Origin of the sequence: Motilibacter deserti (assembly GCF_011250635.1) — a bacterium.
In the GTDB taxonomy this organism is placed as follows: Bacteria; Actinomycetota; Actinomycetes; order Motilibacterales; family Motilibacteraceae; genus Motilibacter_A; species Motilibacter_A deserti.
The window spans coordinates 595,024-609,164 of record NZ_JAANNP010000002.1 but is presented as its reverse complement, the minus strand read 5'-3'; the positions used below and the strand labels follow the sequence as shown (position 1 = coordinate 609,164).

Sequence of the window (14,141 nt, the reverse complement as noted above, 5' to 3'; positions counted from 1 at the left end):
CTACTCCGGCTGCGCCAGTCCCAGCGACCGGTGCTTGAACAGCGCCTTGCGTGCGGCCTTCGCCTCGGCCGGGAGCGTCAGGGAGCCGGCCAGCCCCTCCAGCACCCGCTCCGTCTCGGACATGCGCAACCGCCAGATCCGCTCGACGGCCTCGTCGACGGACAAGGGCGCGCAGACCGCGGAGATCAGCGGAGCGAGGGTCTCGAACGGCTCCATGAGCAGCGCGGCGTAGAGCAGCTGCACCAGTCGCTCGGGACTCTCGCCCTCCGGCGGGAGGGTGTAGAGCCCGGCCTTCAGCCGCCACACGTCGGCGAACGGCCGAAGGCCCGCGTGCTGTCCGAGACGTTCGACGGCGACGACGGCGTCGGGGTGCCGCGCGTCGAGGGCCGACAGGGCCAGCGCACCGGTGACGCGGACGAGATCATGCTCCGCCTTCATCCCGAGCAGGGCGTCGACCAGTCGGCCTGCGCCTCCCTCGCCGGCGGCGACCCAGTCGCGGATCTGCTGGATGCCCTCCTCGATCGGCATGTGCACCGCGACCGCGAGCAGCTCCTCCGGGTCGGCGGTCAGCAGGGCGTCCGGCGAGCCGGCCTCCACCTGCTCCATGGCCCAAGCACCCAGCGGGGTCAGCGCGACCGAGCCACGCACGCGCAGCGCTCGCGGGGCGACCGTGGGGTCGTCGAGCGGGGCGAGCGCCTCGTCCACCGTCGCGTGGCCGTCCTCGTCGAGCTCGACGGCGCCGAACTCGAGCAGCCGCTGGATCCCGCCCAGCAGGTCCCGGACGAAGCCCTTGCGGTCCTCCCGGACCTCTTCCGGTGGCAGGACGGACAGGTCGACCGTCTCCCCCAGCTCAGCCCAGACCCCCTCGACGAACGCGGCCAGCTCGGTCCGGTCGCCGGCGGCGTGCAGGCCGGTCATCAACGACGCCAGGGCTTGGTCGGCGGCCTCCGCGTGCCAGCCGAAGCCGTAGCGGTCATCGCGCCAGTGGTGCTGCACCGGCCCCACGTCGAAGAGCAGCGCCGTCAACAGCTCCAGCCAGGCCTCGGCCGGCCGCTCGAGCAGCGAGTCGAGCGTTGCACTGCGGACCAAGCGTTTGCGCAGGACCTCGACCGCGCCGGAGGCCAGCGCCAGCTCATGGGTCAGGTCGACCAGCTCGAGCTCGACCGCGCGGCGGACCTTCTGGGTGAACCCGCCGAAGTCGCGGTCGAGCGTCTCCCCGGTCTCGAGCAGCGTGGCCAGCGCCTGGGCGTCCGCCAGCCGGAGGTTGCCCTTGCTGGTGAGCTGCCGTCCCTCGCCCACGTAGTCCGCGAAGGCGACCACGCGCCGCAGCCAGATTGATGACAGCGCGGCGGTGAGGGCGTCGTGGTCGTCATCCGGAAGCGCGTCGGGCAGCTGGGCGGGCGGCTCGGTCGTGCTCATGGTGCGAAGGTACCGGCAGGTTGTCGAGTGAGGCCGCTGTAGAGCAGTGCGTCTGCAGCTGGCGTGCATGCGCTCCGGACATCACGATCCGGGACCTGCCCTCGAGGTCTGCAGCGAGCTGGCCGCCCGCGCGGCGCGCACAGGACGATCGCTGCAGGAGTACCTCGCGGCCCAGCTCACGGAGCTGGCCTGCCGTCCTACCGTCGAGGACCTCGACGCACGCGCCCGCAGCCGGGCACGGTGGACCAGTCATACCGTGCCGGTCGCTCAGTTGCTCGCCGCGCGGGACGCCGGCCGACGGTGACCACGCTGGTCACCGGCTCCTCGGCGCCGGTGGCGCTCCTGGTCGAGTCGTCGCCCTCGGGTGACTGGGCCGCCCGGGCCGTGGCTGACGCCGCGCTGGCGCCCCCGGAGCTGGTGTTGCTCGAGGCCGCGGAAGTTCTGCGCCGGCTGCAGCTGTCCGGCGCCCTCTCCCCCGCCGCGGCGGACCTGGCCATGCGGACCTGCTCGCCCTGCCGCTGCAGCTGTGGCCCTACGAGCCCCTCGCGGAGCGGGTCTGGGAGGTGCGGGACGCGGTGACGGTCTACGGCGCGTCGTACCTCGCGGCGGCCGAGCTGCTGCTCGAACATTTCGCTTCCTGCCGCCCGTGCGGGATTCGGAGTGTCCAAGAACCGGGGTCAAAGCCCTGGTGCGGGCGCGAAACATACCGAGCAGGACGTCGACGCGGCGCCGGGCCAGGCAGATAAGAGCGGCGTTGTGGCGCTTGCCTTCGGCGCGTTTGCGGTCATAGTAGGCCCGGGAGGCCGGGGCGCCCAGACTGGCGAAGCCTGACAAGAACAGCGCGGACTTGAGGGCGTGGTTTGCCGCGCGGAAGCGGGTCCCGCCCCTGATCGAGGACCCCGAGCGTCGGGTGACCGGGGCGAGGCCGGCGTAGGTGGCGAGGTGCGCGGCGGTGGGGAACGCCGTGCCGTCGCCAAGGATGGTGAGCCAAGTGATTGCGGTCCTGAGCCCGACGCCAGGCATCGAGGTCAGGACCTCGGCAAGAGGGTGGGCCTCCAGGTGGGCCTCGAGGTCCTTGCCGAGCGCGTCCCGCTCGGCGTGAACGGCGGCGAGCTGGGCGGCGACGCCGGCGATGATCCGGCCGAACGCATCCGTGCCGGGCACGGTCGCGGTCCGCTCGTCGAGCGCTGCCAGGATCTTGGCGGGCAGGGCCTTGGCCAGCGGCGGCGACCGCGGACTCTTGAGCGCGCCGGTTCCGTCGGGCCCGAGCTCGCGCAACGCCTGCGGGGTGGAGGCGGCCGCGAGGACGGCGAGGCCCCGGGGGCGGTCGCAATGCTTGCCCAGTAGGCGTTTCAGCGCCGGGTGCACGTGCAGCAGCGCGTCCCGCAGCCGGTTGGCCAGCCGGGTTCGCTCGGCGGCGAGGTCGGCGAGGGTCTCGTCGTCCTTGCCGACCCGGCGAAGGGTGTGCGGCATGGTGCGAGCGGCGTGAGCGATCACGTAGGCGTCGCGGGTCGGTCTTGGCCTGCCCGGGGTGCAGGTCGGCGATCCGGCGCATCGCCAGCCCCGGCAAGAACGCGATGTCGATGCCCATCAGCCGGACGACGGCGATCGCGAGTGCGCCAATCGAGGCCGGCTGGTCCACGACCAGCAGCACCCGGCCGTGCTCGGCCAGCGTGCCGAGGACGCCGCGGAGGCGGCCTTGTCGTTGGGCAGGGCCTTGGCGTGCAGCCGGCTGCCGTCGACGCACCGATCGAGATGCGGCCGGGTACACCGACTTCGCGCTCGTGATGGCGGGCAAGGTCGTCCACGGCTCGTTTCGCCCGCCGCTGCGCCGGTCGCGGACCAGCTAGTCGCGTTCGGGAGGCTTTAGCCGTGCAACGCGCGAGGCGCTTGGCCCGGCGGCGGACACGACCCCCTTGGCGATGCTAATCCACGACAGAAGCAACTCCGGGGGAACGGTCTGGGCGATCAGGGAAGCCGTCAGTGCACCTGAGTTGGCCGGGGCTTCTCAACGAGCGCACTATGAACGAGAGAGAAGACAGCGCACGGTGTGGCCGTCTACACACTTTGTCACATGTTCTCGCGGGTCATGCGCGAATAGCACAAGGCGGCCCAGACAGTTGCACGTCGATCAACAAGGCTTGCAGAAATACGCTTAGAGATACGCGTTGAAGGAGGCGTGCAGTCAACAGAGGCGTCGTTTCAGGTGGCCCCAGCGCGACAGACAAGGCTCCCGTTCGAGGCGCCCGAGAGTCACGCACATAGTGACGTAAGGAGCCCAGTTTACGAGCACCTTTCCCATACTCGCAAAGCACAGAACTCGAGACATTTTCAGCGTGCTACACTTGCTACGTGTTCAGCGGAGACGATTTTCCACCCCCAGAATCTCTGCGCGACGTCGCCAGCGACAGCATCGCTAAAACTCCAGGTCAGCTCTCACATCCGGAGGACATGGCTGTCGTGGTCGCAGCAAAGGAAGACGCCGCGCAGTACCGCAGTCTTCTATCTCGACTAGGTGAGGCATGACGCTTTTCCTGTCCACACATCAGCTTGCGACTATTAGTGATATTGCCATTGATGGCCGCGCCCTTGTTCGAGACGTAGCGCTCTTAGCAGCTGTCGCCGGTCGACCGGCTGCCGAATTTGGCGGCATCAGCGCCTTCCCAACGATACATCACAAGGCGGGCGCCCTGCTGCACGCATGCGTCTCGTCACATCCCCTGGTGGACGGGAACAAGCGCCTCGCCTGGCTTGCGGCTTGCGTATTCCTGCAAGTGAACGGTCAACGGCTCGTCGCTCCAGAGGACGACGCCTTCGACCTCGTTATGGCCGCTGCCTCTAACAGTGCAACACCCGGCCAAATCGCACGCCGTCTATCAATTTGGTCCTCGTCTTAGAGCTCGTCAGTCCAAATCACAATCTCGCGAGCCTCTTCAAGGTCTTGCGATACCGATTGATGAAGTCAGCGGGCAGACAGGCGTTCTCGTAGAAGGCGCTCGAATCAATCCCGTGCTCCTCATCGAGAAGCAGATCCTTGCGAATCTTCTTGAGCGTGTCCCGATCTACCTCTCTACCCTCGTCTCCGTAAGCGACTTGGGTACGAAGAGCAACGCGCTTCGTCCGTCCTAGGAAGCCGCGCGTCAGGTGCTCACGCTCAATGTTCATGCGGTTTCCTACACTGCGAGCCTTCTCGAGTGTGCAGCCGTAGCCCACGAGGATCCTACGGAGGCGGCTCCACTTGATCGGGCGCTCCCCCCATTCGATCCCGCGAGTGTTTTGACGGATCCATGAAGCTACAGCTAGCACCTCGCGATCAGCAAGGTGATCTGCACCTCGAGGCACCAGACTGTGCTGAGCAACGCGTAACACCAGCCGAAAGACCTCGTCCTCGCTGCAGGTCAATAGCAGGTCATGCTCGTCAAGCATAACCAACATCGCCACAAGAGCTGTTCGCTTGTTGCCGTTATGGAAGGGGTGGTCGTGGATTAAAGAGTGCAACAGTGCGGCAACGGCCATCTCGACCGTGGGGTACTTTTGGTGCTCCCCCAAGCTAGTTTGAGGGCGAAAAGCGGCGGACTCGAGGAGGGCCGGCTCTCGTACTCCGCAGGGATAACCGAAGGGATCATCTGTGTCCGCGAAGTCGTCGATCAGAGCCTGATGGATGCTTTCCAGCTGAGCCGGCGTCAAGTAGACGATCTCGCGCTCCCGCCCGACAGCTCGCCACATCAGAGGAGCGACCACTGCACCAGGCTTGACGACCTCCGGCGATCGCGCCTGCACCGGTATCCCGCGCCCCAACGACTCAGCATGTCGACGAAGTTTCGCTACTGCCCCCTTAGGCAGCCGCCGCGCCTCCGGGTGGTACGCGATATCGAGGGTTGCCAGGAGTGTTTGCCAATCCAAGTCGCCATGAATCGATAGCCTCCCCCGCCAGTAAGCCGGGGACGTCACGTCAGCCTTGGTGGGCAGTCCGAGCGCAGTTTGGGCGAGGCGAATCTGGTTTGGATGCACAAGGTCGTCAGGCTGGCGCACCTCATCAACACCGGCATCCCAAAGCGTGACGAGCGCGTAGTCAAGCTCGAGGTCCGCTTCAGCAGCGAGATCCCGTACCGACCTCGCCTTCACAGTTGCGCCTCTCTGTGTGCGGTCTCCGACCTGGTGCGGCGCCTCTGCCCATAACTTTCGCCCATTGCAGCCCCCGTGAGAATGTCAGCGCTGAGATGCGGGGCGTCAACGTCCGCTCAATGAGCGGACGTTGACGCCTCACATCAGCTGCAACCGCTGGTGCTCCCGCACCCCTCGCACACGTAGCAGCTACCCGCAGGCCGCATCTTCGTCCCGCAGCTCATGCACAGCGGCGCGTCAGCGGTCCGCCCGAACTGCGCTTCCATCAGCTCCGCCGACGAGTGCACCTCCGCAGGAGCGGACTGCACAGCCTTGGGAGCCGGCGACACCGGCGCCGACTGGGCGTACGTCTCGAGCTCCTCCTCGACGTCGTCGTCAGCCGACTGGACGGCCTCGTACGACCCCGTGTCGAGCTGGCGCGCCCGCTCCTCGGCCGAGTAGATGCCGAGCTCGGCGCGCGTCTCGAAGGGCAGGTAGTCCAGCGCCAGGCGACGGAAGATGTAGTCCATCATCGACTGGGCCATGCGGACGTCGGGGTCGTCGGTGAGGCCCGCCGGCTCGAAGCGCAGGTTGGTGAACTTCTCGACGAACGTCTCGAGCGGCACGCCGTACTGCAGACCGATCGACACCGCGATGGAGAAGGCGTCCATCACACCGGCGAGGGTCGAGCCCTGCTTGCCGAGCTTGAGGAAGACCTCGCCGAGGCCGTCGTCCGGGTAGGAGCCGGCCGTCATGTAGCCCTCGGCGCCGCCAACGCGGAACGAGGTCGTCATCGACGGGCGCGACTTCGGCAGGCGCTTGCGGGTCGGGCGGTACTCGATGACCGGCGCCGGCGCGGCCTCGGCGGCAGGAGCCTCAGCCGAAGCAGGCTTCGCCTTCGCGTCGGACAGCGGCTGGCCGACCTTGCAGTTGTCGCGGTAGATCGCGAGCGCCTTGAGGCCCATCTTCCAGCCCTGGAAGTAGACGTCCTCGATCTCCTCGACCGTCGCCGTCTCCGGCATGTTGACCGTCTTGGAGATGGCGCCGGACAGGAACGGCTGCACCGCGGCCATCATGCGCACGTGGCCCATGGGGGCGATCGCGCGCTCGCCGATGGCGCAGTCGAAGACCTCGTAGTGCTCCGGGCGCAGGCCGGGCGCGTCGACGACGTGGCCGTGCTCGGCGATGTACTCGACGATCGCCTCGATGGTCTCCTGCGGGTAGCCGAACTGGCGCAGGGCCCGCGGCACCGTCTGGTTGACGATCTGCATCGAGCCGCCACCGACGAGCTTCTTGAACTTCACCAGCGAGAAGTCCGGCTCGATGCCCGTGGTGTCGCAGTCCATCATGAAGCCGATGGTCCCGGTCGGGGCGAGCAGCGAGGCCTGCGCGTTGCGCCAGCCGTTGCGCTCCCCGATCGACAGGCACTCCTCCCACGCCTTCGTGGCGAGGGTGTGGAGGTCGCGGTCCATCGCGCCGAGCGTGCGCAGCGAGTCGTTCGCCGCGGCGTGCTTGCGCATGACCCGCTTGTGCGCGGTGGCGTTGCGGGCGTAGCCGTCGTAGGCGCCGACGATGCCGGCGAGCTCGGCCGAGCGGCGGTAGGCGACACCGGTCATGAGCGACGTGATCGCGGCGGCGATGGCCTGCCCACCGGGCGAGTCGTAGCCGTGGCCGGTGGCCATGAGCAGCGAGCCCAGGTTGGCGTACCCGATGCCGAGCTGGCGGTAGGCGCGGGTGGTCTCGCCAATGGCCTCGGTCGGGAAGTCCGCGAAGCAGATGGAGATGTCCATCGCGGTGATGACGAGCTCGACGACCTTGGCGAAGGTCTGCGCGTCGAACGTGTCGTCGTCGCGGAGGAACTTCATGAGGTTCAGCGACGCGAGGTTGCACGAGGAGTTGTCCAGCGACATGTACTCCGAGCACGGGTTGGACGCGGTGATGCGGCCGGTCTCGGGGTTCGTGTGCCAGTCGTTGATCGTGCCGTCGTACTGCACGCCCGGGTCGGCGCACTCCCACGCGGCCTGGGCGATCTTGCGCCACAGCTCGCGGGCGTCGACGGTCTCGATGACCGCGTTGTCCTTGCGGGCGCGCAGGCCGAACTCGGTGCCCTTCTCGACCGCGGTCATGAACTCGTCGTTGACGCGGACCGAGTTGTTGGCGTTCTGGTACTGCACAGACGTGATGTCCGCGCCGCCCAGGTCCATGTCGAAGCCGGCGTCCCGCAGCGCGCGGATCTTGTTCTCCTCGCGCGCCTTGGTCTCGACGAACTCCTCGATGTCGGGGTGGTCGACGTCGAGCACGACCATCTTCGCCGCGCGACGGGTTGCCCCGCCGGACTTGATCGTCCCCGCGCTGGCGTCGGCGCCGCGCATGAAGCTGACCGGGCCGCTCGCGGTGCCGCCGGAGGACAGCAGCTCCTTGCTCGAGCGGATGCGGGAGAGGTTGAGGCCGGCACCGGAGCCGCCCTTGAAGATCAGCCCCTCCTCGCGGTACCAGTTGAGGATCGAGTCCATCGAGTCGTCGACCGCGAGGATGAAGCAGGCCGAGACCTGCTGCGGCTCAGCGGTGCCGACGTTGAACCACACCGGGGAGTTGAACGCGAAGACCTGGTGCAGCAGCGCGTAGGTCATCTCGTGCTCGAAGACCTCGGCGTCCGCCTCCGTGGCGAAGTAGCCGTTGTCCTTGCCGGCCTTGGTGTAGGTCAGCACGACGCGGTCGATGAGCTGCTTGAGGCTCCACTCGCGCTGCGGGGTGCCGACGGCGCCGCGGAAGTACTTCGTCGTGACGATCGTGGAGGCGTTCACCGACCACGAGTCGGGGAACTCGACCCCGTGCTGCTCGAAGATCGTCTCGCCGGTCTTCCAGTTCTGCTGGACGACGTCGCGACGCTCCCAGGTCACCTCGTCGTACGGGTGAACCCCGGGAGTCGTGTAGATGCGCTCGACCTTCAGCCCCGCTGGCACGCTTCCGCGCTGGCGACGCACCGTCGGCTTGCGCTCGCTCGACGTCTCCGTCACGACCCGGTCCTCCTCATAGATGTGAAACAAGCTGGGCATCTCAGGCCATTCCGGCAGCTGAGACTCGTTCGCGTCCGATCCGGCCAACGTCGGCCTCGTACGCGGTCAGCCGCTCGCCGAGCCCGCGGCGGGCTCGAGGCCCACCGCATCCCGCTCGGCGCGCAGCAGGGTGATGGCGGCTTCGAAGTCCTCGAGGGAGTCGAAGCCCTGGTAGACGCTGGCGAAGCGCAGGTAGGCGACCTCGTCGAGCTCGCGGAGCGGCTCGAGGACAGCCAGTCCCACCTCGTGGGCCTCGACCTCGGCGCAGCCGGAGAGGCGTATGGCCTCCTCGACGCGCTGGGCGAGCAGGGCGAGCTGGTCCTCGGTGACCGGGCGGCCCTGGCAGGCCTTCCGGACCCCGACGAGCACCTTGGCCCGGCTGAACGGCTCGGTGACGCCACTGCGCTTGATGACGGCGAGGCTGGCGGTCTCGAGCGTCGTGAAGCGGCGCGTGCACTCCGGGCACTGCCGGCGGCGCCGGATGCTGGCACCGTCGTCGCTCACCCGACTGTCGACGACGCGAGAGTCGGTGTGGCGGCAGAACGGGCAGTGCACCGCTGCCTCCTCAGGCGTTGGGGGCCCGGCCTGTGCACGAAGTTGGGGACAACCTCGGGAGAAGCTGGGGACCACATGTGGATGACTTACACGGGTGTAAGTACAAGATGTAGTGGACCTTAGGTGGCCCAACCCCAAGGCCGCAAGCGGGGGTCGGGGCGTGATCGCGTCGTCGCAGGTCGCGCGGTGCAAAGCAGATTTCGGGCGCTCGGCGTGTCGGGCGTGTCGCGCCGATCGGGCACGCAGCGGCGTCGCCGAGGAGACACGACGTGCGTGTCCGCTCTCCCCCGCCGGCGCTGTCGCAGCGCCGGCGGGGACGAGCGCGGCTGTGGACGTGTCAGCGCCGACCGCCCCGATCAGGCGTCACGAGCGGACGTCGATCCAGGACCGGACCGCTTCGTGGATGTCAGGCGTCGCGGGGTCGGTCGAGGTGTCGTTGACGAGCTGGGCGCCGGTCGTCCCGTACGAGACGGTGACCCGGCGGTTGTTCGTCCCGACGATCTCGCCCCAGTCCTCGACCTTGGCCCAGCTGCCGCGGGTGTACTTGTAGTCCACAGTCGTGCCCTCGAGCAGCGACAGGCTGGCCTCCCACAGGTTCGGGCCGACCCGCGTCATCGCGAGCTTGCCCGGGTCCCATGGCCCGAGCTCGGGGATCGAGCCGGGCATGTAGATCGTGTCGCCCGGCGGGGTGAAGTCGGGGACGCGGACCCGCCAGGTGACCTGCACCTGCTGCGCCGACGTCGTCTGGGTCACCTCGTTCGACGGGATGGATGTCCGCCCCTCGACGACGGCGCGGACGACGTAGGAGTAGGTCCCGCCGATCGAGACTCCGGTGTCGAGGTAGCTCGTCGCCCCTGCCGGCAGCACCGCGATCGGCTCCTCGTAGATGCCGTCGGCACTGCGGCGGAACACCTGGTAGCTCGCGCCGGGCACCATGTCCCACGCGAGGGCGACGAGCGAGCCGGCGAACCGGGTGACCCGCAGCCCGGTCGGTGCCGGGACTGCGTCGGACGGGTGCTCGATGCGTACGGTGACCCGCTCGTCCCCGACGATGACGCGAGCGCTGTGCCGGCCGGTGAGCCGAGCCTGGAACGCGACGGTGCGCGTGCCGTCGCCATCCACCCGGACGTTGCGCGACTGGGTCACGGCGCCGCCCTTGACGCTCATCGTAACGACGTCGCCGCCGGGCACCGAGCCGGCGTTGGCCACGGTCGCGGTGATCGTCACCAGGTCCCCCTCCTGGGCGCTTGCGGGTGCCGCGACCGACACGACGTCGAGCTCGGGCTCGACGTAGCGTGGGAGCTCGGCGAGGTCGGCCGCGGTGGCCGGCCGGAAACGGACCGCCTGCCCCCCGCTGCGCTCGAGCGCGGCGACGAAGGTGTCCTTGCGCGTCACGACGGACCGGTCGATCGTGAGCGCGGTCGGGTTGGTCGTGTAGTCGGTGGCCTGCGCGTCGGTGTAGGACTCGGCGACCCAGTCGCCCCTGCCGAGGAAGGAGAGCGGGTAGCGCAGCGTCTGCGCGCGCTCGCCCGCCATCGCGCCGACGTACCACTCGCCTCCGGACCGCCGGGCCGTCACCAGGTGGTCGCCGACTGCCGCGGAGAGCACGTCGGTCTGGTCCCACCGTGCGGGCACGTCCTCGATGAACTCCAGCCCTGGCCGGCCCTCGTAGTGCTCGGGCAGATCAGCCGCCATCTGGACACCGGAAAAGTAGTTCACGTAGTACGACAGCTGCTTGGCAACGGTCGTGTGGACGCGGCGACCGGCGTTGCGGGGGTCCCAGAAGATGTCGAAGATGCCGGGCGTGTAGTCCATGGGACCCGACAACATGCGCGTGAACGGCAGGATCAGTGTGTGCTCGGGCGAGTTGCCCTCGCTGAAGGCGTCGTACTCCTGGCCGCGCATCGCCTCGCGGGAGATGGCGTTGGGATAGGTCCGCACCTCGCCGGTGGCATGGATGCACTCGTGGCAGTTGACGTTGATCTGGTGCTGCGCGGCCTTCTCCAGCACGGTCCGGTAGTGGTTCACCGAGCGCTGCGAGTAGGTGTACTGGCCGGGGATCTGACCGACGTAGCCGGTCTTGAGGTAGTGGATCCCGAGGCTCTCGTAGAGCGCGAAGGCCTGGTCGATCTGACGCTCGTAGTTGTCGAGCGAGGCGCCAGTCTCGTTGTGGGCGATGAACTCGACGCCCTTGCTCTTGCCGTAGGCGACGACCTCCGCGAGGTCGAAGTCGGGCGTAGCGTTCACGAAGTCCTGGTCGGCCCAGGAGCCCTCCCAGCCCTCGTTCCACCCCTCGGCGAGCAGCCCGCCGATGCCGTGCGCCGCGGCGAAGTCGATGTACTGCTTCGCACGCGCGGTCGTGGCACCGTGGTTGGGGCCGGTCTCCCAGGTGAACGCGCCGTGCTGCAGCGCCCACCAGATCCCGACGTACTTCGTAGGCTGGATCCAGGAGGTGTCCTGGTCGCAGATGGCGCAGGGCGGGTTGAGGTTCTCGAGCAGGTGCGACTCGACGAGCCCTGCCGCGTCCCCCGTGATCGTGAGTGATCTCCACGGCGTCGCGCGGCCGGTGGACGTGACGACGGCCGCGGCGCGGCCCGGCGTGGGCGTCAAAGCCGCGCGCAGGCGCTGCCCCTCCTTGACGAGGGTCATGCCCGCGTAGTCGACGAGGTCGGCCTCGTGGATCGACAGGTGCGTGCCGTCCGCGTAGCGGAAGGTCGCGGGGGTCATGCTCGACCCCATCTGGCTGTACGCGGTCGAGCGCCAGAGCTGCTCGTCCCCGTCGTACGCGAGAGAGCGCGGCGTCCACCAGGCGTCCGGATCGCCGGTGAGCGCGAATTCGGTCGCCTCGTCGACGATCTGCAGCGAAGGCAGGCCGGGCTGGGCGGGTACGTCGTAGCGGAAGGCGACGCCGTCGTCATAGGCGCGGACGACGAGGTTGAAGGTGCGGCCGTCGGCCTGCCGGAACCCCACGGTGAGCTCCCGGAAGTCGTCGCGCACGGTGGGGTCGGCACCCCAGACCGGCCGCCAGGTGGTGTCGCTGGCACGAGATGAGGTGCCGGTCACCGTGACGTCGCTCCCCAGGGTGGTGCCGTCGGTCAGGCGGAGGCCGAGGGCCGACGGCAGCACCAGGCTGCGCCCAGCCCGCGTGACCTCGTAGGTGAGGCGGCCCGCGTCGGTCGATACGGCGAGCGCCAGGAGACCGTCCGGCGACGTCACCGCTGGCCCTTCGGCAGCCAGCGCGGCGGGGGCGGTCGCGACCGTGGCGGCGCTGGCGATGGTTCCCGAGGCGGCGAGCATCGGCAGAGCCAGGGCGACAGCCGTCAGGCGATGCAGCGACGTCCTGGCCCTGGTACGGCCTGGAGAGGCGCTCGGACGGCTGCTCGTTGGGGCGCTCACACCAGGCCTGGCGGACGCGGCGGCGGTCAGCACGTCGGTCCGCGGGCGGCGGAGTCGGCTGGGAAGTCTCATGCGGTCTCCCGGAAGGCGTCGTTGCCTCGCCGGCCCCTCGACGTGAGCCGGCAGGATGGGCGGACGGACGTGGCTGTGATGGCCGACCAGGACGGCAAGCCCGGCGGGCAACAGCCCGACAATCCGCACGGAATCGGTTCCGCGTCCGCAGTGTGACCGGGCCCTCGGACGGGATGTCAACAGACCCCGCAGCTCAGCAGGTCACGACAACGGCACGATCAGCCGCTGACCGGGCTCGATCTTGGCCGTGGTCAGGGCGTTGAGCTCGAGGATGCGGTCGACGGTGTCGCGCGGATCGTCCTGGGGGGCGACTCTGAGCGCTATGGCCCAGAGCGTGTCTCCGGGCTCCACGCTGGTGTAGGCGGTGGCCGGACCGGCCGACGTGGAGGAGGCCTGGACACCGCCCCCGCGGCCCCAGCTGAGGGCGAGGAGCGCAAGGATCGCCAGCGCGACCACGATCACGGCCTTGCCCCGCGTCGTGAGGCGCAGGTGGGAGACGGCCTGCTGCGGGTGCGACAGGGGGCGGGGTGCGACGGTCAGCGTGCTCATCAGTAGCCTCCAGGTCCTCGTACAGGCGTTCGATCGAACACCTGTACGTGTTGTACCACCTGGGACCGACAAGCAACACGCCGAATCGAACACATGTTTGAACGGGACCGCCGTCCTCGCTAGCGTTTGCCTCAGAGATCGCGGCGCTGACCGGCGTCCGCGAGGGTGCGCAGTACGACTTGGAGGAGCGCGTGAGCGTCCGCGAGATCCCCGACGGGCCTGCCGACGCCTCGGGGCTGACCCCCCGCCAGCGCAAGGTGCTCGAGGTGATCCGCGACAACGTGGAGCGCCGCGGCTACCCCCCGAGCATGCGTGAGATCGGGGAGTCGGTCGGCCTGACGAGCCCCAGCAGCGTGGCGCACCAGCTGCGGGTGCTCGAGCGCAAGGGATACCTGCGACGGGACCCGAACCGCCCCCGGGCCATCGAGGTCGTGTCGCCCGAGCTGGACGAGGTGCCGGACGAGACAGGGGAGCTCGACGAGCGACCGGCGCCGAGCTACGTGCCGCTCGTGGGGCGGATCGCCGCGGGCGGCCCGATCCTCGCGGAGCAGGCCGTCGAGGACGTGTTCCCTCTCCCCCGTCGGCTCGTCGGGGACGGGCAGCTGTTCCTGCTCGAGGTCCGGGGCGACTCGATGATCGAGGCCGCGATCTGCGACGGCGACTGGGTCGTGGTGCGACAGCAGCCGGTCGCGGACAACGGCGAGATCGTGGCAGCCATGATCGACGGCGAGGCGACAGTCAAGACGTATCGCCGTCGCGACGGCCACATCTGGCTGCTGCCGCACAACGCTGCCTACGAGCCCATTCCGGGCGACGACGCAACCGTTCTGGGACGGGTCGTGGCGGTCCTGCGAAAGGTCTGAGTGCAGCCAGCTGTCACGTGCGACGTCGACTATTAACGAGCTCGTAACGGCGCCGGTTGCATGGCGAAAGAATGCAGGCACGAGGACGGCCGCAAGCGAGGCCAGAAATGTTGCTCGGCGTAACGAC

General features: G+C 68.7%; 9 protein-coding genes and 1 pseudogene. 2 read left to right on the top strand and 8 right to left on the bottom strand.

Annotated elements, in window-relative coordinates; all coding sequences use genetic code 11:
* The 3 genes and pseudogenes from G9H71_RS07705 to G9H71_RS25475 all read right to left on the bottom strand — a co-directional run.
* A complete protein-coding gene (locus tag G9H71_RS07705) occupies positions 1-1,419 on the bottom strand; it encodes a hypothetical protein (protein WP_166280325.1) in 1,419 nt (472 codons plus the stop codon).
* 267 nt (positions 1,420-1,686) lie between these two features.
* The gene (locus tag G9H71_RS07700) at positions 1,687-2,892 is read right to left on the bottom strand and encodes a transposase (RefSeq protein ID WP_196791752.1); all 1,206 of its coding nucleotides are present in this window, start codon (positions 2,890-2,892) and stop codon (positions 1,687-1,689) included.
* Between the two features lie 43 nt (positions 2,893-2,935).
* Positions 2,936-3,166: pseudogene (locus G9H71_RS25475) on the bottom strand (IS110 family transposase); the annotation flags it as partial.
* Between the two features lie 775 nt (positions 3,167-3,941).
* On the opposite strand from G9H71_RS25475, the gene G9H71_RS25470 reads away from it, so the two are divergent.
* Positions 3,942-4,316: a type II toxin-antitoxin system death-on-curing family toxin gene (locus G9H71_RS25470; RefSeq protein WP_166280323.1), complete on the top strand. Its 375-nt coding sequence runs from the start codon at positions 3,942-3,944 to the stop codon at positions 4,314-4,316.
* Positions 4,317-4,332: 16 nt separating this feature from the next.
* Here the strand turns inward: G9H71_RS25470 and G9H71_RS07690 are convergent, their stop codons facing one another.
* The 5 genes from G9H71_RS07690 to G9H71_RS07670 form a co-directional block, all read right to left on the bottom strand.
* Positions 4,333-5,544: a type II toxin-antitoxin system death-on-curing family toxin gene (locus tag G9H71_RS07690; protein ID WP_166280321.1), complete on the bottom strand. Its 1,212-nt coding sequence runs from the start codon at positions 5,542-5,544 to the stop codon at positions 4,333-4,335.
* 143 nt (positions 5,545-5,687) lie between these two features.
* Complete coding sequence (locus tag G9H71_RS07685; protein ID WP_331272818.1) at positions 5,688-8,540, bottom strand: vitamin B12-dependent ribonucleotide reductase; 2,853 nt, start codon at positions 8,538-8,540, stop codon at positions 5,688-5,690.
* 105 nt (positions 8,541-8,645) lie between these two features.
* On the bottom strand, positions 8,646-9,134 hold the full coding sequence (gene nrdR, locus G9H71_RS07680) for a transcriptional regulator NrdR (RefSeq protein ID WP_166280317.1): 489 nt from the start codon (positions 9,132-9,134) through the stop codon (positions 8,646-8,648).
* Between the two features lie 363 nt (positions 9,135-9,497).
* On the bottom strand, positions 9,498-12,431 hold the full coding sequence (locus tag G9H71_RS07675) for a glycoside hydrolase family 97 catalytic domain-containing protein (protein WP_166280315.1): 2,934 nt from the start codon (positions 12,429-12,431) through the stop codon (positions 9,498-9,500).
* A gap of 372 nt (positions 12,432-12,803) precedes the next feature.
* Positions 12,804-13,151, bottom strand: a complete 348-nt coding sequence (locus G9H71_RS07670) for a LysM peptidoglycan-binding domain-containing protein (RefSeq protein ID WP_166280313.1) — start codon at positions 13,149-13,151, stop codon at positions 12,804-12,806.
* 179 nt (positions 13,152-13,330) lie between these two features.
* Between G9H71_RS07670 and lexA the strand changes: the two genes are divergently transcribed.
* Positions 13,331-14,014, top strand: a complete 684-nt coding sequence (lexA, locus tag G9H71_RS07665; protein ID WP_407939677.1) for a transcriptional repressor LexA — start codon at positions 13,331-13,333, stop codon at positions 14,012-14,014.
* Positions 14,015-14,141 lie beyond the last annotated feature (127 nt).

What these genes read in the sequence shown, in the direction of transcription:
- G9H71_RS07705 (WP_166280325.1), bottom strand. Translation starts at nt 1,419, where the DNA reads ATGAGCACGACCGAGCCGCCCGCCCAGCTGCCCGACGCGCTTCCGGAT.
- G9H71_RS07700 (WP_196791752.1), bottom strand. Translation starts at nt 2,892, where the DNA reads ATGCCGCACACCCTTCGCCGGGTCGGCAAGGACGACGAGACCCTCGCC.
- G9H71_RS25470 (WP_166280323.1), top strand. Translation starts at nt 3,942, where the DNA reads ATGACGCTTTTCCTGTCCACACATCAGCTTGCGACTATTAGTGATATT.
- G9H71_RS07675 (WP_166280315.1), bottom strand. Translation starts at nt 12,431, where the DNA reads ATGCTCGCCGCCTCGGGAACCATCGCCAGCGCCGCCACGGTCGCGACC.
- G9H71_RS07670 (WP_166280313.1), bottom strand. Translation starts at nt 13,151, where the DNA reads ATGAGCACGCTGACCGTCGCACCCCGCCCCCTGTCGCACCCGCAGCAG.